Origin of the sequence: Pseudomonas sp. NPDC087697 (genome assembly GCF_044743155.1) — a bacterium.
In the GTDB taxonomy this organism is placed as follows: Bacteria; Pseudomonadota; Gammaproteobacteria; order Pseudomonadales; family Pseudomonadaceae; genus Aquipseudomonas.
In genome coordinates this window covers 18,471-42,875 of record NZ_JBIUVW010000023.1, presented here as the reverse complement: position 1 = coordinate 42,875, position 24,405 = coordinate 18,471, and the positions used below count along the sequence as shown (strand labels likewise).

Sequence of the window (24,405 nt, the reverse complement as noted above, 5' to 3'; positions counted from 1 at the left end):
GCCTTACTCGCGACCTGTGTTGACCAGCCAATGCGGGATGCGCCGTTCCAGGTAATAGCCGGGGTTGCGGAACGTGCCGTCGACAAAGCCGACATGCCCGCCCTTGGCCTGCAATTCGAATTGCGTGCTTACCGACAACTCGCTGGCTTGCGGCAAGCTGTGGAGAAATACGAAAGGATCGTCGGCCGCTTGAATGATTAGTGTCGGTGTGCGGATCTCACCGAGAAAATAGCGGCTGGAGGCGCGGCGATAGTAGTCCTGCGCGTCCTTGAAGCCGTTCAGCGGTGCGGTCACCCGGCCATCGAAATCCCAGAAGGTGCGCATGTTGTCCAGTGAGCCGAGTTTGGCCAGGGTCTCCAGGCCTTCGTGGCGGCCGTCGTGCAGAAACTGCCGTTGCTTGTTCTTGATGTAGGCGAGCATTTCGCGCATGAAATGCGCTTGATAGATCTTGGAAAACCCTTGGCCGATTCGGTCTGCGCACTGGTCCAGGCGAAAGGGTACCGAGACCGCCACCGCGCCCTGCAACTGACTGTCATTGCCGGTTTCCCCCAGGTGCTTGAGCAGCACGTTACCGCCCAGCGAATAGCCGACCGCGTACAGCGGTGCCGAGGGACGGGTGGCTCGAAGGTGGTTGATCGCCGCCGCGAGGTCTTCGCTGGCGCCGGAGTGGTAGCTGCGTGGCAACAGATTCGGTTCTCCCGAACAGCCACGCCAGTTCAGCGCCACGCTGGCCCAGCCTTGGGCGAACAAGGCTTTTTGCAGGCCGGCGACATAAGGTGAGTTCGAGGAGCCGGTCAAACCGTGCAACACCAGCACCAAGGGCGCATCGGCGCTGTGCGGCCCGTGCCAGTCGAGGTCGAGAAAGTCACCGTCGTCGAGCCACAGACGTTCGCGTTGTCGATCCAGGTATGTGGTTTCGCGCCACAGTGGTCCCCACAAGGTTTGCAGGTGCGGGTTGCCGAGGCCGAAGGCGGGGGTGAAACGATCTGGCGATGTAGACACGGTTGTTCTCGATGCAGCGGTGCGTCACCGGGGCTGTTGGCCCCAGGCACGCACCTTGTTCAGGCCGGTGGATTAACCGGCGATCTCTGCCATACGGTGCCACAACGCGTAGTAGACCCGCCCGGATTTTTGCTCCCGGTGCAGGCGCCAGCCCCCTGGCAGACCGAGGGTCGATGGCGCGGTTTCACTTTCAGTGTAGATCCATGCGTCGTCGGCCAGCCATTGGCGTTCTTCAAGTAGGGCGCAAACGGCGGGTAACAGGTTCTGGTTGAACGGCGGATCGAGGAATACCAGGTCGTAAGCGGTCGCTGTCTGGGTTTCCAGGTAGCGCAAGGCGTCGGCAGTCTGCACCTGGCCGACGGTGCAGCGCAGCGTTCCCAAATGCTCTTTCAGGCTGGAAACCGCCAGGCTGCTGGAGTCCAGCGCCTGGCCCATGGCGGCGCCACGGGACAACGCTTCGAGGAACAGCGCGCCGCTGCCGGCGAACGGGTCGAGCACCTTGGCCCCGGCAACGTACGGCGCGAGCCAGTTGAACAGGGTTTCACGCACGCGGTCGGGCGTCGGACGCAAGCCCGGAGCGTCAGGGAAGCTCAGGCGACGGCTGCGCCATTCGCCACCGATGATGCGCAATTGGTTCACGCCGTTATGGACGTTGTGAACAGGTTTTTTAGGACGCGATGGGCTGGCCATTAATGCTCCGGAACCCCGAGCGGCTGCTCGGATGGTTTGTCAGTAGGGGCCGGTAACGGCTTTTGCGGCACGGTAGGACCCGCGGAAACGATGACCATTTTGTCCGTGCTCAGGTGTTTGTTCATTGCCGCGGTGACCTGCTCGACGGTCAGGCTTTGCGACTGCTGCATGAAGTCTTCGATGTAACTCAGCGGCAAATTATAGAAACCCATGGCGCCCAGTTGGCCGACGATATCGGCGTTGCTGGCGGTGGACAGTGGGAAACTGCCGGCCAGTTCACGCTTGGCGTCGTCGAGCTCTTTCTGGGTCGGGCCGGTTTTGAGGAAGTCGGCGAGCACGTCCTGCACCAGCTTGAGTGTACCTTCGCTCATTTCGGCGCGGGTTTGCAGGCTGATCATGAACGGACCACGGGCCTGCATCGGCGTGAAGCCCGAGTAGACGCCATAGGTCAGGCCGCGTTTTTCACGCACTTCGCTCATCAGTCGGGTACCGAAGCCACCGCCGCCAAGAATCTGGTTGCCCATGGAGACGGCCGCGTAGTCCGGATCGTCACGGTCGATGCCCAGTTGTGCGAGCATCAGGTTGGTCTGTTTGGACGGAAACTCGATGTGGCCGATGCTGGCCTTTGGTTCAACCGGTTGTTCGATTTTCGTCAGCGCCGGGCCTTTTGGCAGCGCAGCGGAGACCTGTGCGGCAATCGCTTCAGCTTCGCTGCGCGACAGGTCGCCCACCAGCGCGATCACCACATTGCCCGCGGCGTAGGCTTTCTCGTGGAAGGCTCGCAGTTGCGCCACAGTAATCGGCGGGACACTTTGCGCAGTACCATCACTGGAGTGCGCGTAAGGGTGGTTGCCATAGAGGCGCCTCATCAGTTCCAGGCTCGCCAGTTTGCCGGGGTTCTGCTTCTGGTACTCGAAGCCGGCGAGTAGCTGGTTCTTGGTCCGCGCCAGCGAGTCGGCCGGGAACGTCGGCTTGCCAACCACTTCAGCAAACAGCTTCAGGGCAGGTGTGCGTTTATCCACAGCGCTCAGGCTGCGTAGCGAGGCAACGGCCATGTCTTTGTAAGCGCCGTTGCCGAAGTCGGCGCCCAGACCTTCGAAGCCTTCAGCGATCTTGCCAACATCTTTACCTGCAATGCCTTCGTTGAGCATGGCGTTGGTCAGCAGGGCCAGGCCGGGCTTGTCACCGTCCTGGCTGCTGCCGGCGGCGAAGATCAGGCGCATGTCGAACATCGGCAGCTCCGGGGCGGCGACGAACAGCACCTTGGAGCCTTCAGCGGTTTTCCAGGTTTGCACGTCCAGCGTGCGGTGGCTCGGTGCTTTACCGTCGAGCTCGGCCAGTGACTGCAACTTTTTGCTGGTCTTGGCCTGGTCGAGGGCTTCGCTGGCGTTGGTTTCGGTCGAACGGCTGAAGTAAAAGCCGAGCGAGCCGACCAGCGCAACGAGTACCAGGCCGATCAGGGCCAGGCGTGGTTTTTTACTCTCACTCATGAGCGGCTTCCTCGGGCAGTGGCAGTACATGCGCAACGCTGAGACGTTCGCGAGTGAAATAGGTGCGGGCGGCTTTCTGGATATCTTGCGGGGTTACGCTTTGCAGCTCGGCGAGTTCGGTGTCCATCAGCTTCCACGACAGACCGACGGTTTCCAGCTGACCAATGGCAGTGGCCTGGCTGGTGATCGAGTCACGCTCGTAGACCAGACCGGCGATCACTTGAGCTCGCACGCGTTCAACTTCTTCAGCCGACGGGGCGGTGGTTTTCAACTGATCGAGCAGTTTCCACAGACCGGCTTCGGCCTGGGCCATGGTTTTGTGTTTCTGGGTGTTCGGCGTTGCTGACAAGGTAAACAGGCTGTCACCGCGGCTGTAGGCGTCGTAGCTCGACGAGCCGCCGGAGAGCAGCTCTTCGCCGCGTTCCAGTTGCGCCGGGATGCGCGCGCTGTAGCCGCCATCAAGCAATGCCGCGATCAACCGCAGGGCATTGACCGAGCGTTTGTCTTGCGCGGTGGCAATGCTCGGCACGTTGAAGGCCAGCATCAGGCTCGGCAGTTGCGTCTGTACATGCAAGGTGATCTGGCGCTCGCCGGGTTCGGCCAGTTCCAGCGGAATCTTCGCCGGTGGCACGTCGCGTTTCGGGATCGCCCCGAAGTAGCGTTGCGCCAGGGCTTTGACTTCGTCCGGGGTCACGTCACCGACCACCACCAGCGTGGCGTTATTCGGCACATACCAGGACTTGTACCAGTGACGCAGTTCTTCGATCTTCATGCGGTCAAGGTCAGCCATCCATCCGATGGTCGGCGTGTGGTAACCGCTGGCCGGGTAGGCCATGGCCTTGAAGCGCTCGTAAGCCTTGGCCATCGGCTTGTCGTCGGTGCGCATGCGGCGCTCTTCCTTGATCACTTCGATCTCGCGGCTGAACTCGTCGGCCGGCAGGCGCAGGTTGGCCATGCGGTCGGCTTCAAGTTCAAAGGCCACGCCCAGACGATCGCGGGCCAGCACCTGATAAAAGGCGGTGTAGTCGTCACTGGTGAAGGCGTTCTCTTCGGCGCCGAGGTCGCGCAGGATCAGCGACGCTTCGCCGGGGCCCACCTTCTCGCTGCCCTTGAACATCATGTGTTCCAGGGCGTGAGACAAACCGGTCTGGCCCGGGGTTTCGTAGCTGGAGCCAACCTTGTACCAGATCTGGGAAACCACCACGGGCGCCCGATGATCCTCGCGCACGACGACCTTGAGGCCGTTGTCGAGGGTGAATTCGTGGGTCGGTTGGGGGTCGGCAGCCAAGGCTGAAAGGGGCAGACAAACTGTGCTGAGCAGCAGGCCTGCAGCGCGGCGGGCTAGAGCATTCATTCGTTTTTAAACCTGTTGGGCTGCCCGCTTGGTCTTAGCGTAGGCGGGCTAGAGGGTGCTAGGATAACGGTCCGTTTTACTGGCGGCCACGCCTATCAGGCTTTTGTGCTTGATCAGGCTGTATGGGTTCACGGCGGAAAGCCTCTGTTTATCAGCTAAACTCCGCTTTTTCGCCGATTTTGCCAGTTCAGTCCTTCGTAAAATCGATCCTTGAGGTGCTGTTGAGCACTTCGACAACATGTTGCGCGTGAACAAGCTGGGTGAAACGCAGTCTGTTCTGCATCGAATATTTATTTGCCGAGGCGCCACATTGGCGCGTCGCTACCGTGAGATAGCCGTCCTCCATGTTTGGTTCCAACGACGACAAGAAGACCCCAGCTGCGGCTGGCGAGAAGAAAAGCCTGTTCGGATGGCTGCGCAAAAAGCCGCAGGAAACCGTCGTTGAACAGCCACAGCCACTTCCTGAGGTTGCACCTGGGCCGGTAATAGATGGTGCTTCCATTGCGCAAGCGCCGGCCCCCGTCGTATTGCCGATAGCCGAGCCGGTATTGCAACCGGTTGTCGAGCCAGAACCTGCGCCAGTGGCAGAGTTGCCGCGTACGCCAGACGTCACGCACACGCCGTGGTTGACGCTGCCGGTGGCTGAAGAGCCGGTAGCTCTGGTCGAAGACGAGCTGGCGCCGCACGTCACGCCACCGATTCCTGCGCCGACAGTGGTTCAGCAAGCCGTAGAGCTGCTGGTGGTCGAACCGGTTCAAGTCATCGAACCAGCGGCTGAACAGCTGATTGTTGATGAACCTGATCTGCCTCAGCCGGTGATTGCCGCATTTGTTGAACCAGAACCTGCGCCAGTGCTTGTCCCAACGCCGGCACCGGTAGTCGTCGCGGCACCGGTAACGCCGCCAGCGCCGGTAGCATCGGTCGTTCCGGTTGCGGTTCCGGTGGAAGCCGAACCGGTTCGCACCGAAGAAACCAAAGCCGGCTTCTTTGCCCGCCTCAAGCAAGGCCTGTCGAAAACCAGCGCCAGCATTGGCGAGGGCATGGCCAGCCTGTTCCTCGGCAAGAAGATCATCGATGACGAACTGCTCGAAGACATCGAAACTCGCCTGTTGACCGCTGACGTTGGCGTTGAAGCGACGTCGGTGATCATCCAGAGCCTGACCCAGAAGGTCGCGCGCAAGCAGCTGGCCGACGCCGATGCGTTGTACAAATCCTTGCAGGCCGAGCTTGCCAGCATGCTCAAACCTGTCGAGCAGCCGCTGAAAATCACCTCGCAGAACAAGCCGTTCGTGATTCTGGTGGTCGGCGTCAACGGCGCCGGCAAAACCACCACCATCGGTAAATTGGCGAAGAAGCTGCAACTCGAAGGCAAAAAAGTCATGCTCGCGGCCGGTGACACCTTCCGTGCCGCGGCAGTCGAGCAATTGCAGGTCTGGGGTGAGCGCAACAAGATCCCGGTGATCGCTCAGCACACCGGTGCCGACTCGGCTTCGGTTATCTTCGATGCGGTGCAGGCCGCCAAGGCCCGTGGGATTGACGTGTTGATCGCCGACACCGCCGGTCGTCTGCACACCAAAGACAACCTGATGGAAGAGTTGAAAAAGGTTCGCCGGGTCATCAGCAAGCTCGACGCTGAGGCGCCGCATGAGGTGCTGCTGGTGCTCGACGCCGGTACTGGCCAGAACGCCATCAACCAGGCCAGGCAATTCAACCAGACGGTTGAACTGACCGGCCTGGCCCTGACCAAACTCGATGGCACGGCCAAAGGCGGGGTGATTTTCGCCCTGGCCAAGCAGTTTGGTCTGCCGATTCGCTACATCGGTGTCGGTGAAGGCATCGATGACTTGCGTACCTTTGAAGCAGAACCCTTTGTCCAGGCACTGTTTGCCGAGCGGGAGCGTTCATGATTCGTTTCGAACAGGTCGGTAAGCGCTATCCGAACGGTCACGTCGGCTTGCATGAGCTGAGCTTTCGAGTCCGTCGGGGCGAGTTCTTGTTTGTCACCGGCCACTCCGGCGCCGGTAAAAGTACCTTGCTGCGGCTGTTGCTGGCCATGGAGCGTCCAACCACCGGCAAACTGCTGCTGGCCGGGCAGGACCTGGCCACCATCAGCAACGCGCAGATCCCGTACCTGCGCCGACAGATCGGCGTGGTGTTCCAGAACCATCAGTTGCTGTTCGACCGGACCGTATTCAACAACATCGCCTTGCCATTGCAGATTCTTGGCTTGTCCAAGGCAGAAATCGCCAAGCGCGTGGACTCGGCCCTGGAGCGCGTTGCGCTCTCGGACAAGACCGACCTCTACCCGGGCGACCTGTCCACCGGTCAGCAACAGCGCGTCGGCATTGCCCGCGCCATCGTCCATCGCCCGGCCTTGCTGCTGGCGGACGAACCGACCGGTAACCTCGACCCGCGTCTGGCGGCAGAAATCATGGGTGTCTTCGAAGACATCAACCGTCTGGGCACTAGCGTACTGATCGCCAGTCACGATTTGGCGCTGATCGCCCGCATGCGTCATCGCATGCTGACCCTGCAACGTGGCCGATTGATCGGCGACGGGGAGGCCGGGGTATGAGTGCAACACGCAGTCCGAAGGTTTCCGAGCGCGTGGCCCCCAAGGCCGCTGACCCGCAACCGCAGAAGAAAAAACGCGACGAAGACGACGGCCCGGACTTCAGTACCTTGCTGCGCGCCTGGATCGAAAGCCACCGCGCGAGTTTGCTGGACAGCTTGCGGCGTCTGGGCAAGCAGCCGATTGGCAGCTTCTTCACTTGCCTGGTGATGGCCGTAGCCCTGAGCTTGCCGATGGGCTTGTCATTGCTGCTGAACAACGTCGAGCGTCTGGGCGGTTCCTGGCAGCGTGCGGCGCAGATCTCGCTGTACCTGCAGCTCGACGTCAGCGCCAACGACGGTGAACAGCTACGCGAGCAGATAAAAGGCTTGCCGGGCGTGGCGGATGCTGAATACATCAGCCGCGAACAGGCGCTGGAAGAATTCCAGCAGCAGTCCGGTCTGGGCGAGGCGCTCAAGGAGTTGCCGCAGAATCCGTTGCCTGGCGTGGTGCTGGTCACCCCGAACGAAGTCGACAAAGCGACCCTTGAAGCATTAAGACAAAGACTTTCCGAACTGCCGAAGGTACAACAGGCGCAACTTGATCTAGTCTGGGTCGAGCGTTTGGCGGCCATCCTCAAGCTGGGCGAGCGGTTTGTCTTCGGTCTGACCGTGTTGCTGGTTTCTGCATTACTTTTGGTGATAGGCAATACCATTCGTCTTCATATTGAAAACCGCCGCACAGAGATAGAAGTGATTAAACTCGTCGGCGGCACTGACAGTTATGTGCGTAGGCCCTTTCTGTACATGGGGGCGCTTTATGGCTTCGGTGCGGGGATTCTTTCCTGGGGTGTTCTGGCGTTCGGCCTGAACTGGCTGAACGACGCAGTGGTTGGGCTGGCCGGCTTGTATGGCAGTAATTTCGCGTTGGCCGGGGTGCCGGTTGCCGATGGTCTGTCACTCTTGCTAGGCGCGGTGCTGTTGGGGTATATCGGTGCATGGATTGCGGTAGCACGCCATTTGAGAGAGCTTGCACCGAAGTAGTGTCTTTTTGCTTGTATGACCTTTCAGCGTGTAGGGGAACTTGTCCTTCGGTTCCCGGTCAATTTTCGCAGTGCTGAACTGCACGAGTTATGTAAGTCGGAGGTTTTTTCGTATGACCACTTCTTTGCAACCTGCTTATGCTCTGGTCCCAGGCGCGAACCTGGAGGCTTATGTGCACACGGTGAACAGCATTCCATTGCTGACACCGGAGCAGGAGCGTGAACTGGCCGAGAGTCTCTACTATGAGCAGGATTTGGGGGCGGCTCGGCAGATGGTGCTCGCCCACCTGCGTTTTGTTGTACATATTGCCCGTAGCTATTCCGGCTACGGCCTGGCCCAGGCTGACCTGATTCAGGAAGGCAACGTTGGCCTGATGAAAGCGGTCAAGCGCTTCAATCCGGAAATGGGCGTGCGCCTGGTGTCCTTTGCTGTGCACTGGATCAAGGCTGAAATCCACGAATTCATCCTGCGCAACTGGCGCATCGTCAAGGTCGCCACGACCAAGGCCCAGCGCAAACTGTTCTTTAACCTGCGCAGCCAGAAAAAACGTCTGGCGTGGCTGAACAACGAGGAAGTCCATCGCGTGGCAGAAAGCCTCGGCGTAGAGCCGCGGGAAGTGCGCGAGATGGAAAGTCGCCTGACCGGCCATGACATGGCCTTCGACCCGGCCGCGGAAGCGGACGACGACAGCGCTTTCCAGTCGCCGGCCAACTATCTAGAAGACCACCGGTACGACCCGGCCCGCCAACTGGAAGATGCCGACTGGACCGACAACTCCACCAGCAACCTGCACGAAGCGCTGGAAGTGCTGGACGACCGCAGCCGTGACATCCTCTACCAGCGCTGGCTGGCAGAAGAAAAAGCCACGCTGCACGACCTGGCGCAGAAGTACAACGTGTCGGCCGAGCGTATCCGTCAGCTCGAGAAGAGCGCGATGAACAAGCTCAAGCTGTCGATTGCTGCTTAAGCTGTAACGCAATAAAAAACGCCCCGATCATTGATCGGGGCGTTTTTGTTTGAAGATCTAAAGATCGCAGCCTCCGGCAGCTCCTACACAGGAATATGGGATCCCCTGTAGGAGCTGCCGAAGGCTGCGATCTTTTCGCCGTGTTGAATCACTGCGTCCACGGCGCCCGGCGCGAATCGTTCAGTCCGACCAGGTAGCTATCCCCACCCAACTGGCTCATCTGCTGTCGAATCCAGCCCGCCCGCCTTGCGACATAGCTGGTCGGATGACTGGCGCTCCAGACCCGTGGGTTTGGCAGCACAGCGGCCAGCAAACTGGCTTGCTGACGGCTCAGCGACCGGGCGCTCACGCCAAAGTGATGCCGGGCAGCCGCTTCGGCGCCAAAAACTCCGTCATCCCATTCCACGCTGTTGAGGTACACCTCAAGTATTCGCTGCTTGGGCCAGAACACTTCGATCAGCCCAGTGAACCAGGCCTCCAGCCCTTTGCGCAGCCAGCTGCGGCCGGACCACAGGAACAGGTTCTTCGAGACTTGCTGGCTCAGCGTGCTGGCACCGCGAATCGAGCCGCCGAGTTCATTGTGGGCGAGCGCTGCCTGGATCGCACCGAAGTCAAAACCCCAATGCTCGGGGAATTTCTGGTCTTCGCCGGCCATCACCGCGACCTTCAGGTCATCGGAGATGTTCTCCCACGGCTGCCAGTTGCGTTGCAGGTCGATAGGCTCGCCATCGACCCAGGATTCGATCTTGCGCTCAACCATCAGCGCCGTCCCCGGAGGTGGAACGAAGCGAAACACCAACACCAGCAACACGCTGCCAACCGCGAACCAGAGCAGGGCTTTTGTGAAGCGGCGGAACAATAAACGCAGCATAGAGATGGCTTGGCCGAACCTGTCGAGCGAGCCATTATACAGACCCTGTTGAATGATTCTGACTGGAGTTCCTCATGCTGCGTGGCTTTCTGATGCTGGCCGCTTTCTTCGGTTTCACAGGCGTTGGCCTGGGAGCGTTTGCCGCCCACGGCCTGAAAGACCGCCTGAGCACCGAATACCTGGCGGTTTTCCACACCGGCGTCACTTACCAACTGGTGCACACCCTGGCGCTGCTGGGCGTCGCACTGCTGGCCACGCAGATGCCCGGACGTTTGATCACCTGGGCCGGCGTATCATTTGCCATCGGAATCCTGTTGTTTTCCGGCAGTCTGTACCTGCTGACCCTGACTGGTGTCAGCAAGCTCGGTATCGTTACGCCGTTCGGCGGATTGGCATTCCTTGTGGGCTGGCTGTGCCTGGGGATTGCCGCCTGGCGCTTGAGCTGACTTAAGGGTCCATTTCAAGACGAATGGCTTGGGTCGACCTGACTGATCGGGCTAGAATGCTGGCCCCTAAAAATGATGGCGGCATCCGGCATGCGCATTCAGTTGAACGGCGAATCCCTTGAACTGCCCGACGGTGAAACCGTTGCGGCCCTGCTGACCCGTCTGGAACTGACCGGACGCCGGGTGGCGGTCGAACTCAATCTGGATATCGTCCCGCGCAGTCAGCATGCTGAAACTACTTTGAACGACGGCGATTCAGTCGAAGTGGTTCACGCTATCGGCGGCGGTTAGAAGCCAGCAGGCGACTCCCGCGCCCCACACGCATTCTGCAAGAACCTCACCCCAACAGAGGATTTCCGATGAGCAATGTTCGCAGCGACAAGCCTTTCGTCCTGGCCGGTCGTACTTACCAGTCGCGTTTGCTGGTAGGTACCGGCAAGTACCGCGACATGGAAGAAACCCGCTTGGCCATCGAAGCCTCGGGTGCCGAGATCGTCACCTTCGCCGTGCGCCGGACCAACCTCGGCCAGAACCCGGGCGAACCGAACCTGCTCGAAGTCCTGTCGCCGGATCGCTACACCTTCCTGCCGAACACCGCCGGGTGCTTCGACGCTACCGAGGCTGTGCGCACCTGCCGCCTGGCCCGTGAGCTGCTCGGCGGCCACAACCTGGTGAAGCTGGAAGTGTTGGCGGACCAGAAAACCCTGTTCCCTAACGTGATCGAAACCCTCAAGGCCGCCGAAGTGCTGGTCAAGGAAGGTTTCGACGTGATGGTCTACACCAGCGATGACCCGATCATTGCCCGTCAACTGGCGGAAATCGGCTGCATCGCAGTCATGCCGCTGGCCGGTCTGATCGGCACGGGCCTGGGGATCTGCAACCCGTACAACCTGCAGATCATTCTCGAAGAAGCCAAGATCCCGGTGTTGGTGGATGCCGGTGTCGGTACGGCTTCCGACGCTACCATCGCCATGGAACTGGGTTGCGAAGCGGTACTGATGAACTCGGCCATCGCCCACGCCCAGCAGCCGATCATGATGGCTGAAGCCATGAAGCACGCCATTATTGCAGGTCGTCTGGCGTACCTCGCCGGGCGCATGCCGAAAAAACTCTATGCCAGCGCCTCCTCGCCGCTGGATGGTCTGATCAAGTAAGAGCCATTGATGACTGAATCGAACGACACGCCTATCCAGACGGAAGCAGGCGAAGAGCGCCAACACCGCCGCATCAAGAGTTTCGTGATGCGTGCCGGGCGCATGACCGAAGGCCAACAACGTGGCCTGGACCAAGGCACGCCGCTGTTCGTCCTGCCGCTGGCCGATGCGCCGGTGGACTTTGACCAGGTGTTTGGCCGGTCTGCACCACGCTCGCTGGAAATCGGCTTTGGCATGGGCCATTCGCTGCTGGAAATGGCCGCGGCTTCGCCGGATCAGGATTTCATTGGCGTTGAAGTGCACCGCCCAGGTGTCGGCGCGCTGCTCAACGGCGTGCTGACTCAAGGCCTGACTAACCTGCGGGTCTACGATTGCGATGCGATCGAAGTGCTCAACCGTTGCGTGGCCGACAACAGCCTCGATCGCCTGATGCTGTTTTTCCCGGACCCGTGGCACAAGAGCCGTCACCACAAGCGCCGTATCGTTCAGGCGTCGTTCGCTGAGCTGGTGCGTAGCAAGTTGAAAGTCGGCGGTGTGCTGCACATGGCTACCGACTGGGAACCGTATGCTGAATACATGCTGGAAGTGATGAACGTCGCGCCGGGCTACCGCAACCTCGCCGAAGACGGCAAGTGTGTGCCACGCCCAGCCGAGCGCCCGATCACCAAGTTCGAACGCCGCGGCGAACGCCTTGGGCACGGCGTGTGGGATTTGAAGTTCGAAAAACAGTCCTAAGCTGTAACGCAATACAAACTGTGGGAGCGAGCTTGCTCGCGATGAGGCCATAACATTCAGCATCGATGTTGAATGTTATATCGCCATCGCGAGCAAGCTCGCTCCCACATTTGTTTTGTGTGTTGTTTAGGATTAGCGGCGGTCTGCGACGACGCCGATCAACACCAGCACCACCAACAACACCGGCGCCAGGCTGTAGTTGTTGAACTGGCTCAGGCCGCGAACAATCCACGGTGTGGCGTAGATCAGTGCGGCGCCGCTGCCAATCATGCACACCAGGGCCATCAACGGGACGCGCAAGGCGCCGGCGATGCTGCCCAGGCGTTGATCGATCCAGCCTTTGATATCTGCGCCAAACAGCACCAGCAGGCAGCCCACCAGTGCCAGGGCGATTTCCGACAGGTTGCTACGGCTCCAGCGGGACACGGTGGCAAGCAGATCCAGTACCAAATCCATTCGATTTCCCTTTGGTTAGAAAAGTTAGCTCAGAAAAATTAGCTCAGAAAATTCTGCAGCAAGTCATTGAGGAACAGCTGTCCGTGCTCAGTCGCCGCCAGACGTGACGGTTCGACCTGCAACAAGCCACTTTGTTCGGCCTCACGACGGCCTTCGGCAAGGCTTTCCAGCGTCAGGCCGGTGCGCTCCGGATACAGCCGCGCCTCGACACCCTCGGTCAAGCGCAGGGCATTCATCAGGAATTCGAACGGCAGCTCTTCGTTGGTCAGGGCCTTCTCACCCGCCTGAAAGCTTTTTGCCGGGTTGAGGTAGTCCTTCGGCAGGCGAGTCTTCCAGGTGCGGACAATGCGTCCGTCCGGATGGCTGAGCTTGCCGTGAGCGCCGGCACCGATACCGATGAAGTCACCGAAACTCCAGTAATTGAGGTTATGCCGCGCCGGGCGACCAGGCTGAGCATAGGCCGAGACTTCGTACTGGGCGTAACCGTGCTCGGCCAGCAGTGCTTGCCCAGCCTCCTGAATGTCCCACAGGGTGTCGTCTTCCGGCAGGGTCGGCGGCTGATTCCAGAACACCGTGTTTGGCTCCAGCGTCAGCTGATACCAGGACAGGTGAGTCGGCTTCAGTGCGATGGCCTGACGCAGGTCGTCCAGGGCATCGTCCAGAGACTGATCGGGCAGGCCGTGCATCAGGTCCAGGTTGAAGTTGTCGAACCCCGCCTGCCGGGCCATGCCAGCAGCGCGAATCGCTTCATCGCCGTTGTGGATCCGGCCCAGGGCCTTGAGTTTCTCTTGCTGGAAGCTCTGGATACCGATCGACAGGCGATTGATGCCCAAGGCGCGGTAAGCGACGAATTTTTCCTGCTCGAAGGTCCCGGGGTTGGCTTCCAGGGTGATTTCGATATCGCTGGCAAACGGGATTCGCTGCTCCACACCTTTGAGCAAACGGCCCAACGCTTGCGCGCTGAACAGGCTCGGCGTGCCACCACCGAAGAAGATCGAGCTCAGCTCACGGCCGTAAACCGCGTGCAGGTCTTGATCGAGGTCGGCCAGCAGGGCGTCCACGTACTCTTCTTCCGGCAGCACGGGGCTGGCAGTGTGGGAGTTGAAGTCGCAATAAGGGCATTTGCGTACGCACCACGGAATGTGGATGTACAACGCCAGCGGCGGCAACTGGGGCAGGGCCGCGCGAGGCGATTGCGCGCCGCCGTAAATCAGCGGCGACGCCGATGCATCGTGGGTCATTTCAGGCTCAGACGTTGGCGCAGCAAATCCATTGCACGGGCGCGGTGGCTGAGCTGGTTTTTCTCGGTCGGGCTCAATTCTGCGCTGGAGCAATCGCGCTCCGGCACCCAGAACAGCGGATCGTAGCCAAAACCGTGTTCGCCGCTGGCTTCGGTCAGGATGCGCCCGTGCCACAGACCTTCGCAGAGAATCGGCAGCGGATCATCGGCGTGGCGCACCAATGCCAGCACACAGACGAACTGTGCGCCGCGTTCGGCTTCAGGTACATCTTTCAGCGCAGCGAGCAACTTGGCGTTGTTCGCCGCGTCGCCCTGGCCGTCGGCATAACGCGCCGAGTAGATACCCGGCGCACCGCCGAGGAAGTCCACCGCCAGCCCCGAATCATCGGCCAGCGCCGGCAAACCGGAGATGCGCGCGGCGTTGCGGGCCTTGAGGATGGCGTTTTCGACGAACGACAGGCCGGTTTCTTCAGGCTCGACGCTGCTGAACTCGCCAATCGAGCGCAGGTGCACCGATTCGCCGAGCATGGCCTGGAGTTCTTTGAGTTTGCCGGCGTTATGGCTGGCCAATACGAGTTGCGAGAAGTTGATCATTCGCCGGGGAAGAGCTCTTGGTTGAAATTGATGGTGTTGATTTTGTCGCCGGTCTGCACATTGATTTCGAAGGTGCGGACTTCCTGCTGATCCACCGGGAACTGGGCGATATAGTAGACCGCTCCTGTTTCGGTGATCTGTTTGAATTTCAGCGGGATGCTTTGGCTGGTCAGGTCTTTCACTGTGCCTGTGACATTGGCGATCAGCGGTTGGCCGGCCTTGATCACTGACACATTGATCACACCCTGGTTCTTGCTGCGAATCAGTGCCGCCGCCTTGGCAATGTCCGGTTGCAGGTAGGTGGAATTGAAGGTGTTGTAGTGCACCGTCACGTCACCGAAGGTTTCCTGGCGCTCGCCTTTGATGGCTTCGGCGGCCATGGCGCTGACGCTTAGGCAGGCGGTTAATAGAAACAGAGCTAGACGACCCATGATCGTTCTCCTCGAAATTACCCGGTTAGACCGCTACCTGGTGATCCTGCAGGCCAGGACTGCTGACGCGGTAGATGCCAATCTCACCTAATAGATTAGGCCATAGCTTACTGGCCCACCCATGTCGGTGTTGTTGATCGACGGCAAGCCGATCGATGACCTTGGCTTCACGTTCGCGGCACAGCGCTTCAAAGTCTGCAAACGTGCAGAAGTGGATGTTCGGCGTGTTGTACCAGGTGTACGGCAAAAACTCCGAAACCGGCATCCGGCCCTTGCTCGCCAGGTACCAGCGGCAGCGCCAGTGACCGAAGTTTGGGAAGGTGATGATGCACTGACGACCGACCCGCAGCATTTCGTCGAGGATCTTGTCCGGGTAATGTACGGCTTGCAGGGCCTGGGTCATCACCACGATGTCGAAACTGTTGCTGGCAAAGTTGCCCAGGCCCTTGTCCAGGTCCTGCTCGATGACGTTGATGCCCTTGGCCACGCATTCGGCGATGTTGTCCGCATCGTTTTCCAGCCCATAGCCGGTCACTTGCTTGTTGTCGCGCAGCCAGGTCAGCAGCTCGCCATCACCGCAACCGAGGTCGAGCACGCGGCTGCCGGCGGGGATCCATTCCTGGATGATTTCCAGATCGGCTCTCATGTCTTCCTCAAAGCGAAATACGGTTCATGTAATTGCTGAACGCCTGCAAGTAACGCGGGATCGGAATCAGGAAGGCGTCGTGGCCTTGCGGAGCATCGATCTCCAGGTAGCAAACGTCTTTCCTGGCCGCCATCAGCGCGTCCACCAGTTCCCGCGAGCGGGCAGGGGAGAAGCGCCAGTCGGTGGTGAAGGACATCACGCAGAACCTGGCCTTTGCGCCAGCGAAGGTTTTCGCCAGGTTATCGTCGAAGTTCGCCGCCGGATCGAAGTAGTCCAGCGCTTTGGTCATCAGCAGGTAGGTGTTGGCATCGAAGCGCCCGGAGAACTCTTCGCCCTGATAACGCAGGTAGCTTTCGACCTGGAACTCGACGCTGTGGAAGTCGTAGTTGAGCTTTTCACTTTTCAGGCCACGGCCGAATTTCTCGCCCATGGAATCGTCCGACAGGTAGGTGATGTGCCCGACCATCCGCGCCAGCATCAGCCCGCGCTTGGGGATCACGCCCTGTTCCTGGAACGAACCGCCATGGAACTCTGGATCGGTGAGAATCGCCTGACGCGCTACTTCGTTGAAGGCGATGTTCTGTGCCGACAGTTTGGGCGCCGAGGCAATGGCCAGGCAGTGACGGATGCGATCAGGGTAAGTAATGCTCCACTGCATCGCCTGCATGCCGCCCAGACTCCCGCCGATCACGGCCGCCCACTGGTCGATGCCGATCCGGTCCGCGAGGCGCGCCTGGCTGTGGACCCAGTCTTCCACGGTCAACACCGGGAAATCGGCGCCAAACGGCTTGCCGGTGTCCGGGTTGATGCTGCTCGGGCCGGTGGAGCCGTTGCAGCCGCCGAGGTTGTTCAGGCTGACGACGAAGAATTTGTTGGTGTCGATCGGTTTGCCCGGGCCGATGCAGCTGTCCCACCAACCGGGTTTACGGTCTTCGGTACTGTGAAAACCGGCGGCGTGATGGTGACCGGACAAGGCATGGCAAATCAGTACGGCGTTGCTCGCCGTGGCGTTCAGCGTGCCGTAGGTTTCATAGATCAGGTCATAGGCTGGCAATGAGCGGCCGCAGGCAAGGGCCAGGGGCTCGCTGAAGTGCGCCATTTGCGGCGTCACCAGACCAACAGAATCGGCGGGAAAGGCAGTTGGCATCGACCCTGCTCTCGTTGAAATGAGGCGTAAGTCTAATGAGCAGGGACCCCAGCGGCAAGCAAAGGCCGGGCCTGATTTCATTCAGTTCTACCGAGGTGCGCCCATCGCGAGCAAGCCTTGCTCCTACAGAGTTTGTGTCGGTCGTGGATTTGCGTACAACCCGTGACCCGTAGGAGCAAAGCTTGCTCGCGATGAACGATGACGCGGTCAGCCGGGCAGTCGCACTAACTCGGGCAAATCAGGCAGTTTTTTCGGCGCATTGATCCGAACCCGCTTCTGCCGGTTCAGCTCACCGCTGATCAGGCTCACCTGGCTCTTGGAAACCCCGAACGCCTTGGCCAGAAACGCCATCAGATAGGCGTTGGCCTTGCCTTCGACCGGCGGGGCGGTCAGGCGGATCTTCAGCCGATCGCCATGCAGCCCGCAGAAGTCATCGCTGCGGGCCGCCGGTTGCAGGTGACACTCCAGAATCAGGTCGTCACCGTCCCAGCGAAAATAGCTCATCAGATCAGGCCGAGCAGCCCGTTTGGCATGAAGGCATAGTACGCAAGGCGTGGGATCAGCCAGCTTTGCAGCAACTGGATCACGATAAACGCGAAGATTGGCGAAATATCGAGGCCACCCAGATTCGGAATCATACGACGGAACGGGGCGAGGACCGGTTCAGTAATCTGAGCGACCAGCTCTGCGCCCGGATTATGGCTCCCCGGGGCAACCCAGGACAGAATCACGCTGATGATCATCGCGTAGAACAGAATATTCAAAAACAGCGAGAGGATCGCGATCAGTGCCCATGGCACCAAAAACAGCCAGTCAACCTGGAAGCCTTTGAGCAACAGGATGACCGCGATCAGTAGCATCTGCACGATCAGCGCCAGTACCAGCGACGACATGTCCAGCCCGAACATGCTCGGGATGACCCGGCGCAGAGGCTTGAGCAGCGGTTGAGTGGCTTTCACGATGAACTGGCAGAGCGGGTTGTAAAAATTCGCCCGAACCAATTGCAGGATGAAGCGCAACAGCACGATCAGCAGGTACAGGCTGCCCAAGGTTTTAATTATGAAAATGGCAGCGTCATTGAGTCCGAGCATCATTTATTCCTTTGTAAGAGCTGATTAGCGACCGAGTTGCTCGGCCATCTCGGCCGAGCGGTGCGCAGCGGCGCCGAGTGCTTTTTCTACCAGGGCTTCGAAGCCGCCGGCCTGGAAGGTCTTGATCGCGGCTTCGGTGGTGCCTGCTGGCGAGGTCACGCGACGGCGCAACTCGGCGGCGTCGACATCACTGGCGACCGCCATGTGTGCGGCGCCCAGCGCGGTTTGCAGAGTCAGCTGGGCCGCGATGTCCCGTGGCAGGCCAAGCTTCTCGCCCGCAGCGGTCATGGCTTCGATCAGCAGGAAGAAGTACGCAGGACCACTGCCGGAAACGGCGGTGACTGCATCCAGTTGCTGCTCTTCGTTCAGCCACAGGGCGATACCGACGGCCGACAGTAGCTCTTCGGCTTGCTGGCGTTGTTCGGCAGTCACTTGGACCGTGGCGTACAGACCGCTCACGCCCTGACGCAGCAGCGCCGGGGTGTTGGGCATGCAGCGCACGATCGGTTGGGCGCCGAGCCAGTTGTTCATGCTGGCGCAGGTGATCCCGGCGGCAATCGACACCACCAGTTGATTCGGTGCAAGGCTTGGACGCAGCGCTTCACACACGGCTTTCATCGCCTGGGGTTTGACCGCCAGTACGACCACGTCTGCGCCTTGTACCGCTTCTGCGTTGTCGGCGAACGTTTCGATGCCGTGTTCGGCGGTTACCCGGGCGCGGGTTTCAGCGCCCGGGTCGCTGGCACGGATCTGCGCGGTTTCCAGGCCTTTGGCACGCAGGCCGCCGATCAGGCTGGCGGCCATGTTTCCGGCACCGATAAAGGCAATACGGGTCTTGCTCATGTCAGGTCCTTATAGAGAGGTGTGTCAGCCATTTCAGGGCTGACCGGCTATTGATGACCGTAGTCGCGAGAACCAAACAGGGCCGTACCAATACGAACCCAGGTGGCGCCCATGGCAATGGCCGACTCGAGGTCGTGGCTCATGCCCATGGAAAGTGTGTCGAGTGGCAGGTTCAGGCTGGCTTGTAGCTTTTGTACGGTCGCAAAGGCTGCGTCCTGAGCGGCGCGATCTTCGGTCGGCTCGGGAATTGCCATCAAACCGCGCAGTTTCAAGCGTGGCAACGCGCTGATGGCGTTGGCCAGCGCCGGCAGATCGGCCGGGGCACAACCGGATTTGCTGGCTTCACCGCTGACATTGACCTGAATGCAGATGTTCAGAGGTGGCAGTTCGGCCGGGCGTTGTTCGGACAGGCGTTGTGCGATTTTCAAGCGATCCACGGAATGTACCCAAGCGAAGTTCTCGGCGATAGCACGCGTCTTGTTCGATTGAATGGGGCCGATGAAGTGCCAGATCAAGGGTAGATCGGCCAGTTCGAGCTGTTTGCCCAGGGCCTCCTGCAGATAGTTCTCGCCAAAGTCGTGTACACCCGCGGCGTAGGCTTCACGCACGGCTTCGGCAGGCTTGGTCTTGCTCACGGCCAGCAGCTGGACGCTGTGCTCTTCACGCTTTGCAGCGAGGGCAGCAGCGTGGATGCGTGCCTGAACCAGTGCGATGTTGTCTGCTATCGTGGACATTCAAGGGACGCCGGCAGTCTGAGGTTCGCGGCATTCTACTGGAATTGGGGAGCGCTATGGATATCACTGAACTGCTGGCTTTCAGCGCCAAACAGGGGGCTTCCGACTTGCACCTGTCTGCGGGGCTGCCGCCGATGATCCGGGTTGATGGCGATGTGCGGCGAATCAACCTGCCGCCGCTGGATGACAAGCAGGTGCGCGAGCTGATCTACGCGATCATGAACGACAAGCAGCGGGTGGAGTTTGAGCAGGCGCTGGAGACCGACTTTTCCTTCGAGTCGCCGGGTGTGGCGCGCTTTCGGGTCAATGCGTTCAATCAGTATCGCGGCCCGGGCGCGGTGTTCCGGACCATTCCGTCGAAAATCCAGAGCATGGAAGAACTGGGCATGGGGGATGTGTTTCGCCGTATTACCGATGCCCCTCGCGGGCTGGTGCTGGTCACCGGGCCCACCGGTTCCGGTAAGTCGACCACCCAGGCGGCGATGATCGACTATCTGAACAACCACCGGCATCACCATATCCTCACCATCGAAGACCCCATCGAATTCCTTCATGAATCACGCAAATGCCTGATCAATCAGCGTGAAGTGCACCGCGACACGCGCAGTTTCGCTACGGCGCTGCGCTCGGCCCTGCGCGAGGACCCGGACGTGATTCTGGTGGGGGAAATGCGTGATCTGGAGACCATTCGTCTGGCGCTGACGGCGGCGGAGACCGGGCATCTGGTCTTTGGCACCCTGCACACCAACTCAGCGGCGAAAACCATTGATCGGGTGGTGGACGTGTTTCCGGGCGACGAGAAGTCGATGGTGCGTTCGATGCTCTCGGAGTCGTTGCAGGCGGTGATTTCCCAGACACTGATCAAGAAAACCGGTGGTGGCCGGGTGGTGGCTCACGAAATCATGATCGGCACTTCGGCGATCCGTAACCTGATCCGCGAAGACAAGATCGCGCAGATGTACTCGTCGATTCAGACCGGGGCTTCGCTGGGAATGCAGACGCTGGACATGTGCTTGAAGGACCTGGTGAGCAAAGGCCTGATCAGCCGCGAGCATGCGCGGGAGAAGGCGCGGTCACCGGATAACTTCTGAGAGGGAATTTGTTGCGCTTTCAAAGACGCCTTCGCGAGCAAGCCCGCTCCCACAGGGAAATGCATTCCAATGTGGGAGCGGGCTTGCTCGCGAAGAGGGCGTCATGTTTGAAGCAGATTCCGGATCTGACTCCGGAGTGTCGGATCAGCGCTGAGCGATGCGCATGGTTTTCGATTCTTTCGGCAGAACCCGCTTGGCAACCACGTAATGGCTTTCCCAGTACGGTTTCTTCAGGGTGTCGATGGTCACCGACTTGCCACGACGCGGTGCGTGGATGAAACGGTCGTTGCCCAGGTAAATGGCGACGTGGTTGACCTTGCGGCTCTTGATATTGAAGAAAATAAGGTCGCCCGGCTTCAGGTCCTTGCGATCGACTTTCTGCCCGTGGCCCGCGGCCATGGCGTTGGAGGTGCGTGGCAGGTCAGCAGTACCAACGTCATTGAAGGCGTATTTCACCAGCCCGCTGCAATCGAAGCCTTTACTTGGGCTGCTGCCGCCCCAACGATAAGGCGTGCCGAGCACGTTTACCGCACGGCTCAGTACATTGCTGCTTTGTTTGGCCCCCATCGGCGGGACCAGTTTGCTGTCGGCCTTGCTCAGGTGAGTCAGACCTTTTACAGCGTGCTTGTTTTTGCTGGTAGCAACAGAAACATGAGATTTAGGGGTGTAACCATTAACGTTCGGAAGACGTTGCTCACGATTGGTGGCGTGGGCGGCCAGTGGCATTAATAGGCAAATGGTTAGCCATGTCTTGAAAAATGGACGCATTAGGCAAGGCTCTATATGGGGAAGCGCGCAACTTTATAACAGCTTTTTTGTCCTTTCCGAGGCCGTTGGTCGATTCAACCTGGAGGTCAAATCCGCCAAAAGCGCGGCAAAAGGGATCAATTGTCTGACACAAGTCAGGCGCTACAAGGCTTTGACGGGAGAGAAGGTAGCATTTGCCACACGTCGGTCGCCTGTAAAAAAGTCACAAAGAATTCAAGAATATTTATCTATCGTCTGAAATGAGGTCCTCCATGAACACCTATCAGCAACCTGCTCCCTACCAGGACACCCACAGCAAGGTGATCGGTTACCTGCTGTGGATTTTCGGATTTACCGGTGCTCACCGGTTCTATTACGGCAAGCCGGTGACCGGAACGATCTGGTTTTTCACTTTCGGATTGCTGGGGATTGGCTGGCTGATCGACCTGTTCCTGATTCCCGCCATGGACCGTGAAGCGGATCTGCGTTTTACCGCCGGTCCTATCGAGTACAGCGTCGCCTGGATCCTGCTGACATTCCTCGGCGTATTCGGCATCCACCGCATGTACCAAGGCAAGTGGCTGACGGGCCTGCTGTACCTGGTGACCGGTGGGTTGTTCTTTCTGGGGGTGCTGTATGACTTCTGGACGTTGAATGACCAGATCTCTGTGCGCAACGCTCAGAGCTGAGGCGCCTTCCAGGGCGCCATCGCTGGCAAGCCATGCTCCTACAGGTGCGGTGACATCCCGTAGGAGCAAAGCTTGCTCGCGATTGGAACGACGCGGTTTTAAGCCTGGTGGCTGATCCGTCCGTCCACCAGGGTGTAGCGCACCACGCCCGGCAGGCTATGGCCGAGGAACGGGCAGTTTTCACCCTTCGACAACCAGTTTTCACCGGCCACGGTGGACGCGGCTGGATCGAACACCACCAGATCCGCTGCAGCTCCCACCACCAGCTTGCCCACTGGCAGGCGCAGGGCTTCGGCCGGGCCGGCACTCAAGCGTGCCAGCAGCGTCGGCAGATCGAGCAAACCGTCTTCCACCAATGTCAGGGCCAGCGGCAGTAGCAGTTCAACGCTGCTGATGCCCGGCTCGGTCGCGCCGAACGGAGCCAGCTTGGCGTCGCGTTCGTGCGGCTGGTGATGGCTGGAGATGGCTTGAACCACTCCGGACTTCACGGCGGCGCGCAGGCCATCGCGGTCAGCGCGGGTGCGCAGCGGCGGCTGGACGTGATACAGGCTGTTGAAGTCGATCAGCGCCTCGTCTGTGAGGATCAGCTGATACAGCGCCACATCGGCCGTCACCGGCAGACCACGGGCCTGAGCCTGGGCGATCAATGCCACGCCACGGGCGCTGGTGAGCTGGCTGAAATGCGCACGCACGCCGGTTTGTTCGACCAGCAGCAGATCACGGGCCAGGGCCACGGTTTCAGCCGTTTCGGGAATCCCCGGCAAACCGAGGAAACTCGCGGTCGGACCTTCGTGAGCCAGGCCACCTTCGGCCAGGTCATGATCCTGTGAGTGGAAGATCACCGTCAGGTCGAACGTCGCCGCGTATTCCAGCGCCCGGCACAGGGTCCGGGTGTTGCGGAAACTCTCCAGGCCGTTACCGAATGCAATACAACCGGCATCGCGCAGGGCAATCAGTTCGGCCAGCTGTTCACCGTCCAGACCTTTGCTCAGGGCACCAATCGGGAAAACCTTGGCATTACCGGCCTCGCGGGCGCGGTCGAGGATCAGCTCGGCCACGGCCGAGGTGTCCAGCACCGGTTTGGTCCGTGGCGGGCAGCACAGGCTGGTGACGCCGCCAGCCGCAGCGGCGCGGGTTTCACTGGCAATCGTGCCTTTGCGGCTGTAACCCGGTTCGCGCAGAGCGACGTTCAGGTCGACAAGGCCGGGAGCGACCACCAGACCTTTGGCCTCAATGGTGTCGACGGCGACGAAACCGGCTGGAGCAGCGCCAATGGCGACGATCTTGCAGGCTTCGATGTGAATATCGGTGACTTTATCCAGGCCCGTGCCTGGATCGATGACGCGGGCGCCGAGAATGCTGAGCTTCACTGGGCGTTCTCCTGCTCGAATTGGCGCTGGGCAGTTTGCCCGCTCATGGCCATGGACAACACGGCCATACGAATGGCGATCCCGTAGGTCACCTGATTGAGAATCACCGAGTGCGGACCGTCGGCCACCGCCGATTCGATCTCCACGCCACGGTTGATCGGACCCGGGTGCATGACGATGGCATCCGGTTTGGCGCCGGCCAGGCGCGCAGTGGTCAGGCCGAACAGGCGGTAGAACTCGCCTTCGCTCGGCAGCAGACCGCCGGTCATGCGTTCACGCTGCAGGCGCAGCATGATCACCACGTCGACATCTTTCAGGCCTTCGGTCATGTCGGTGTAGACCTTCACGCCGTACTGCTCGATACCGATCGGCAGCAGGGTTTTCGGCGCGATCACGCGGATGTCCGGGCAACCGAGGGTTTTCAGCGCGAGCATGTTCGAGCGCGCAACCCGCGAGTGCAGGATGTCGCCGACGATGGCCACCGAAAGGTTTTCAAAGCTGCCTTTGTGCCGACGGATGGTGAGCATGTCGAGCATGCCTTGCGTCGGGTGGGCGTGACGGCCGTCACCGCCGTTGATGATCGCCACTTGCGGGCAAACATGTTCGGCGATGAAGTGCGCGGCACCGGAATCGCCGTGGCGCACGACGAACATGTCAGCGGCCATGGCTTCGAGGTTGCGTAGGGTGTCGAGCAGGGTTTCGCCCTTGCTCGCCGAGGACGTTGACACGTTCAGGGTGATCACGTCTGCCGACAGCCGTTGGGCCGCCAGTTCGAAGGTGGTGCGGGTGCGGGTGGAGTTTTCGAAGAACACGTTGCACACGGTCTTGCCGCGCAGCAGCGGGACTTTCTTTACCGCCCGGGCGCCGACTTCAAGGAACGAGTCGGCGGTGTCGAGGATTTCCGTCAGCAGCTCGCGGCGCAAACCGTCGAGCGAGAGGAAGTGGCGCAGCTGGCCCTGATCATTGAGCTGCAGCGGGCGCTTGGTGTCTAGAGGCGTCATCGCAATGGACTCTTTAAAAGGG

The 24,405-nt window shown here is 60.2% G+C and carries 28 protein-coding genes; 10 read left to right on the top strand and 18 right to left on the bottom strand.

All coding sequences use genetic code 11. The annotated features are described in order from the left end of the window. Positions 1–3 precede the first annotated feature (3 nt). From ACIPIN_RS16930 to ACIPIN_RS16915, 4 genes are all read right to left on the bottom strand, one after another. Positions 4–1,002, bottom strand: a complete 999-nt coding sequence (locus ACIPIN_RS16930; protein WP_401120348.1) for a hydrolase — start codon at positions 1,000–1,002, stop codon at positions 4–6. A gap of 72 nt (positions 1,003–1,074) precedes the next feature. Next, the gene (gene rsmD / locus ACIPIN_RS16925) at positions 1,075–1,692 is read right to left on the bottom strand and encodes a 16S rRNA (guanine(966)-N(2))-methyltransferase RsmD (protein ID WP_401120347.1); all 618 of its coding nucleotides are present in this window, start codon (positions 1,690–1,692) and stop codon (positions 1,075–1,077) included. After that, the gene (locus tag ACIPIN_RS16920) at positions 1,692–3,182 is read right to left on the bottom strand and encodes a M16 family metallopeptidase (RefSeq protein WP_401120345.1); all 1,491 of its coding nucleotides are present in this window, start codon (positions 3,180–3,182) and stop codon (positions 1,692–1,694) included. Before ACIPIN_RS16920 ends, rsmD begins: the two co-directional genes overlap by 1 nt. Beyond that, entirely contained in the window at positions 3,175–4,536 is a 1,362-nt protein-coding gene (locus tag ACIPIN_RS16915; RefSeq protein ID WP_401120343.1) for a M16 family metallopeptidase, read from the bottom strand. The genes ACIPIN_RS16920 and ACIPIN_RS16915 overlap by 8 nt, the downstream gene beginning before the upstream one ends. Positions 4,537–4,880: 344 nt before the next feature. Here ACIPIN_RS16915 and ftsY point away from each other — a divergent pair, with 344 nt between their 5' ends. From ftsY to rpoH, 4 genes are all read left to right on the top strand, one after another. Then, entirely contained in the window at positions 4,881–6,443 is a 1,563-nt protein-coding gene (gene ftsY / locus ACIPIN_RS16910) for a signal recognition particle-docking protein FtsY (protein WP_401120341.1), read from the top strand. Then, a complete protein-coding gene (gene ftsE / locus ACIPIN_RS16905) occupies positions 6,440–7,111 on the top strand; it encodes a cell division ATP-binding protein FtsE (RefSeq protein ID WP_401120340.1) in 672 nt (223 codons plus the stop codon). Before ftsY ends, ftsE begins: the two co-directional genes overlap by 4 nt. Next, the gene (ftsX, locus tag ACIPIN_RS16900; RefSeq protein ID WP_401120338.1) at positions 7,108–8,130 is read left to right on the top strand and encodes a permease-like cell division protein FtsX; all 1,023 of its coding nucleotides are present in this window, start codon (positions 7,108–7,110) and stop codon (positions 8,128–8,130) included. Before ftsE ends, ftsX begins: the two co-directional genes overlap by 4 nt. Positions 8,131–8,242: 112 nt before the next feature. Further along, positions 8,243–9,097 (top strand): RNA polymerase sigma factor RpoH, encoded by an 855-nt coding sequence (gene rpoH / locus ACIPIN_RS16895; protein ID WP_123426423.1) that lies wholly within the window; start codon positions 8,243–8,245, stop codon positions 9,095–9,097. A gap of 148 nt (positions 9,098–9,245) precedes the next feature. On the opposite strand, the gene mtgA is transcribed toward rpoH, so the two are convergent. Then, entirely contained in the window at positions 9,246–9,968 is a 723-nt protein-coding gene (gene mtgA / locus ACIPIN_RS16890) for a monofunctional biosynthetic peptidoglycan transglycosylase (protein WP_401120336.1), read from the bottom strand. Between the two features lie 74 nt (positions 9,969–10,042). Here mtgA and ACIPIN_RS16885 point away from each other — a divergent pair, with 74 nt between their 5' ends. From ACIPIN_RS16885 to trmB, 4 genes are all read left to right on the top strand, one after another. Further along, positions 10,043–10,414, top strand: a complete 372-nt coding sequence (locus ACIPIN_RS16885; RefSeq protein ID WP_401120334.1) for a DUF423 domain-containing protein — start codon at positions 10,043–10,045, stop codon at positions 10,412–10,414. 90 nt (positions 10,415–10,504) lie between these two features. Continuing rightward, positions 10,505–10,705 (top strand): sulfur carrier protein ThiS, encoded by a 201-nt coding sequence (gene thiS / locus ACIPIN_RS16880; RefSeq protein ID WP_007897898.1) that lies wholly within the window; start codon positions 10,505–10,507, stop codon positions 10,703–10,705. A gap of 68 nt (positions 10,706–10,773) precedes the next feature. After that, on the top strand, positions 10,774–11,568 hold the full coding sequence (locus tag ACIPIN_RS16875) for a thiazole synthase (RefSeq protein WP_262113224.1): 795 nt from the start codon (positions 10,774–10,776) through the stop codon (positions 11,566–11,568). Between the two features lie 9 nt (positions 11,569–11,577). Continuing rightward, positions 11,578–12,303, top strand: a complete 726-nt coding sequence (gene trmB, locus ACIPIN_RS16870) for a tRNA (guanosine(46)-N7)-methyltransferase TrmB (RefSeq protein ID WP_054594470.1) — start codon at positions 11,578–11,580, stop codon at positions 12,301–12,303. A gap of 132 nt (positions 12,304–12,435) precedes the next feature. Here trmB and ACIPIN_RS16865 read toward each other — a convergent pair whose 3' ends face one another. From ACIPIN_RS16865 to ACIPIN_RS16820, 10 genes are all read right to left on the bottom strand, one after another. Continuing rightward, on the bottom strand, positions 12,436–12,759 hold the full coding sequence (locus tag ACIPIN_RS16865) for a DUF3392 domain-containing protein (RefSeq protein ID WP_054594469.1): 324 nt from the start codon (positions 12,757–12,759) through the stop codon (positions 12,436–12,438). Between the two features lie 38 nt (positions 12,760–12,797). Next, positions 12,798–14,000: a radical SAM family heme chaperone HemW gene (hemW, locus tag ACIPIN_RS16860; protein ID WP_401120331.1), complete on the bottom strand. Its 1,203-nt coding sequence runs from the start codon at positions 13,998–14,000 to the stop codon at positions 12,798–12,800. Beyond that, positions 13,997–14,593, bottom strand: a complete 597-nt coding sequence (gene rdgB, locus ACIPIN_RS16855; protein WP_401120329.1) for an RdgB/HAM1 family non-canonical purine NTP pyrophosphatase — start codon at positions 14,591–14,593, stop codon at positions 13,997–13,999. Before rdgB ends, hemW begins: the two co-directional genes overlap by 4 nt. Next, positions 14,590–15,024, bottom strand: coding sequence for a DUF4426 domain-containing protein (locus tag ACIPIN_RS16850; RefSeq protein WP_401120328.1), 435 nt, complete (start codon positions 15,022–15,024; stop codon positions 14,590–14,592). Before ACIPIN_RS16850 ends, rdgB begins: the two co-directional genes overlap by 4 nt. 25 nt (positions 15,025–15,049) lie before the next feature. After that, positions 15,050–15,670 carry a methionine biosynthesis protein MetW gene (metW, locus tag ACIPIN_RS16845; RefSeq protein ID WP_054594465.1) on the bottom strand — a complete coding sequence of 207 codons (621 nt, stop codon included), beginning with the start codon at positions 15,668–15,670 and terminating at the stop codon, positions 15,050–15,052. A gap of 7 nt (positions 15,671–15,677) precedes the next feature. Further along, a complete protein-coding gene (locus tag ACIPIN_RS16840; RefSeq protein ID WP_401120326.1) occupies positions 15,678–16,817 on the bottom strand; it encodes a homoserine O-acetyltransferase in 1,140 nt (379 codons plus the stop codon). A gap of 207 nt (positions 16,818–17,024) precedes the next feature. After that, the gene (locus tag ACIPIN_RS16835; protein WP_401120324.1) at positions 17,025–17,321 is read right to left on the bottom strand and encodes a DUF167 domain-containing protein; all 297 of its coding nucleotides are present in this window, start codon (positions 17,319–17,321) and stop codon (positions 17,025–17,027) included. Continuing rightward, positions 17,321–17,908 carry a YggT family protein gene (locus ACIPIN_RS16830; RefSeq protein ID WP_401120323.1) on the bottom strand — a complete coding sequence of 196 codons (588 nt, stop codon included), beginning with the start codon at positions 17,906–17,908 and terminating at the stop codon, positions 17,321–17,323. The genes ACIPIN_RS16835 and ACIPIN_RS16830 overlap by 1 nt, the downstream gene beginning before the upstream one ends. Positions 17,909–17,932: 24 nt before the next feature. After that, positions 17,933–18,751 carry a pyrroline-5-carboxylate reductase gene (proC, locus tag ACIPIN_RS16825; RefSeq protein ID WP_401120321.1) on the bottom strand — a complete coding sequence of 273 codons (819 nt, stop codon included), beginning with the start codon at positions 18,749–18,751 and terminating at the stop codon, positions 17,933–17,935. Positions 18,752–18,798: 47 nt separating this feature from the next. Continuing rightward, complete coding sequence (locus ACIPIN_RS16820; protein WP_401120319.1) at positions 18,799–19,485, bottom strand: YggS family pyridoxal phosphate-dependent enzyme; 687 nt, start codon at positions 19,483–19,485, stop codon at positions 18,799–18,801. A gap of 56 nt (positions 19,486–19,541) precedes the next feature. On the opposite strand from ACIPIN_RS16820, the gene ACIPIN_RS16815 reads away from it, so the two are divergent. Beyond that, positions 19,542–20,576, top strand: coding sequence for a type IV pilus twitching motility protein PilT (locus tag ACIPIN_RS16815; RefSeq protein WP_401120318.1), 1,035 nt, complete (start codon positions 19,542–19,544; stop codon positions 20,574–20,576). Between the two features lie 144 nt (positions 20,577–20,720). Here the strand turns inward: ACIPIN_RS16815 and ACIPIN_RS16810 are convergent, their stop codons facing one another. Continuing rightward, entirely contained in the window at positions 20,721–21,344 is a 624-nt protein-coding gene (locus ACIPIN_RS16810) for a C40 family peptidase (protein WP_401120316.1), read from the bottom strand. A 251-nt stretch (positions 21,345–21,595) separates the two neighbouring features. On the opposite strand from ACIPIN_RS16810, the gene ACIPIN_RS16805 reads away from it, so the two are divergent. Continuing rightward, the gene (locus tag ACIPIN_RS16805) at positions 21,596–22,012 is read left to right on the top strand and encodes an NINE protein (protein ID WP_401120314.1); all 417 of its coding nucleotides are present in this window, start codon (positions 21,596–21,598) and stop codon (positions 22,010–22,012) included. Positions 22,013–22,110: 98 nt separating this feature from the next. Here the strand turns inward: ACIPIN_RS16805 and ACIPIN_RS16800 are convergent, their stop codons facing one another. Together ACIPIN_RS16800 and ACIPIN_RS16795 are read right to left on the bottom strand one after the other, a co-directional pair. Then, positions 22,111–23,382, bottom strand: a complete 1,272-nt coding sequence (locus ACIPIN_RS16800; protein WP_401120312.1) for a dihydroorotase — start codon at positions 23,380–23,382, stop codon at positions 22,111–22,113. Continuing rightward, entirely contained in the window at positions 23,379–24,383 is a 1,005-nt protein-coding gene (locus tag ACIPIN_RS16795) for an aspartate carbamoyltransferase catalytic subunit (RefSeq protein WP_071552973.1), read from the bottom strand. Before ACIPIN_RS16795 ends, ACIPIN_RS16800 begins: the two co-directional genes overlap by 4 nt. Between the last annotated feature and the right edge of the window lie 22 nt (positions 24,384–24,405).

Bases quoted from the DNA above. Each gene is read 5' to 3' on its own strand.
- rsmD (WP_401120347.1), bottom strand. From the start codon at position 1,692: ATGGCCAGCCCATCGCGTCCTAAAAAACCTGTTCACAACGTCCATAAC.
- ACIPIN_RS16920 (WP_401120345.1), bottom strand. From the start codon at position 3,182: ATGAGTGAGAGTAAAAAACCACGCCTGGCCCTGATCGGCCTGGTACTC.
- ACIPIN_RS16915 (WP_401120343.1), bottom strand. From the start codon at position 4,536: ATGAATGCTCTAGCCCGCCGCGCTGCAGGCCTGCTGCTCAGCACAGTT.
- ftsY (WP_401120341.1), top strand. From the start codon at position 4,881: ATGTTTGGTTCCAACGACGACAAGAAGACCCCAGCTGCGGCTGGCGAG.
- ftsE (WP_401120340.1), top strand. From the start codon at position 6,440: ATGATTCGTTTCGAACAGGTCGGTAAGCGCTATCCGAACGGTCACGTC.
- ftsX (WP_401120338.1), top strand. From the start codon at position 7,108: ATGAGTGCAACACGCAGTCCGAAGGTTTCCGAGCGCGTGGCCCCCAAG.
- rpoH (WP_123426423.1), top strand. From the start codon at position 8,243: ATGACCACTTCTTTGCAACCTGCTTATGCTCTGGTCCCAGGCGCGAAC.
- mtgA (WP_401120336.1), bottom strand. From the start codon at position 9,968: ATGCTGCGTTTATTGTTCCGCCGCTTCACAAAAGCCCTGCTCTGGTTC.
- ACIPIN_RS16885 (WP_401120334.1), top strand. From the start codon at position 10,043: ATGCTGCGTGGCTTTCTGATGCTGGCCGCTTTCTTCGGTTTCACAGGC.
- thiS (WP_007897898.1), top strand. From the start codon at position 10,505: ATGCGCATTCAGTTGAACGGCGAATCCCTTGAACTGCCCGACGGTGAA.
- ACIPIN_RS16875 (WP_262113224.1), top strand. From the start codon at position 10,774: ATGAGCAATGTTCGCAGCGACAAGCCTTTCGTCCTGGCCGGTCGTACT.
- trmB (WP_054594470.1), top strand. From the start codon at position 11,578: ATGACTGAATCGAACGACACGCCTATCCAGACGGAAGCAGGCGAAGAG.
- ACIPIN_RS16865 (WP_054594469.1), bottom strand. From the start codon at position 12,759: ATGGATTTGGTACTGGATCTGCTTGCCACCGTGTCCCGCTGGAGCCGT.
- hemW (WP_401120331.1), bottom strand. From the start codon at position 14,000: ATGACCCACGATGCATCGGCGTCGCCGCTGATTTACGGCGGCGCGCAA.
- rdgB (WP_401120329.1), bottom strand. From the start codon at position 14,593: ATGATCAACTTCTCGCAACTCGTATTGGCCAGCCATAACGCCGGCAAA.
- ACIPIN_RS16850 (WP_401120328.1), bottom strand. From the start codon at position 15,024: ATGGGTCGTCTAGCTCTGTTTCTATTAACCGCCTGCCTAAGCGTCAGC.
- metW (WP_054594465.1), bottom strand. From the start codon at position 15,670: ATGAGAGCCGATCTGGAAATCATCCAGGAATGGATCCCCGCCGGCAGC.
- ACIPIN_RS16840 (WP_401120326.1), bottom strand. From the start codon at position 16,817: ATGCCAACTGCCTTTCCCGCCGATTCTGTTGGTCTGGTGACGCCGCAA.
- ACIPIN_RS16835 (WP_401120324.1), bottom strand. From the start codon at position 17,321: ATGAGCTATTTTCGCTGGGACGGTGACGACCTGATTCTGGAGTGTCAC.
- ACIPIN_RS16830 (WP_401120323.1), bottom strand. From the start codon at position 17,908: ATGCTCGGACTCAATGACGCTGCCATTTTCATAATTAAAACCTTGGGC.
- proC (WP_401120321.1), bottom strand. From the start codon at position 18,751: ATGAGCAAGACCCGTATTGCCTTTATCGGTGCCGGAAACATGGCCGCC.
- ACIPIN_RS16820 (WP_401120319.1), bottom strand. From the start codon at position 19,485: ATGTCCACGATAGCAGACAACATCGCACTGGTTCAGGCACGCATCCAC.
- ACIPIN_RS16815 (WP_401120318.1), top strand. From the start codon at position 19,542: ATGGATATCACTGAACTGCTGGCTTTCAGCGCCAAACAGGGGGCTTCC.
- ACIPIN_RS16810 (WP_401120316.1), bottom strand. From the start codon at position 21,344: ATGCGTCCATTTTTCAAGACATGGCTAACCATTTGCCTATTAATGCCA.
- ACIPIN_RS16805 (WP_401120314.1), top strand. From the start codon at position 21,596: ATGAACACCTATCAGCAACCTGCTCCCTACCAGGACACCCACAGCAAG.
- ACIPIN_RS16795 (WP_071552973.1), bottom strand. From the start codon at position 24,383: ATGACGCCTCTAGACACCAAGCGCCCGCTGCAGCTCAATGATCAGGGC.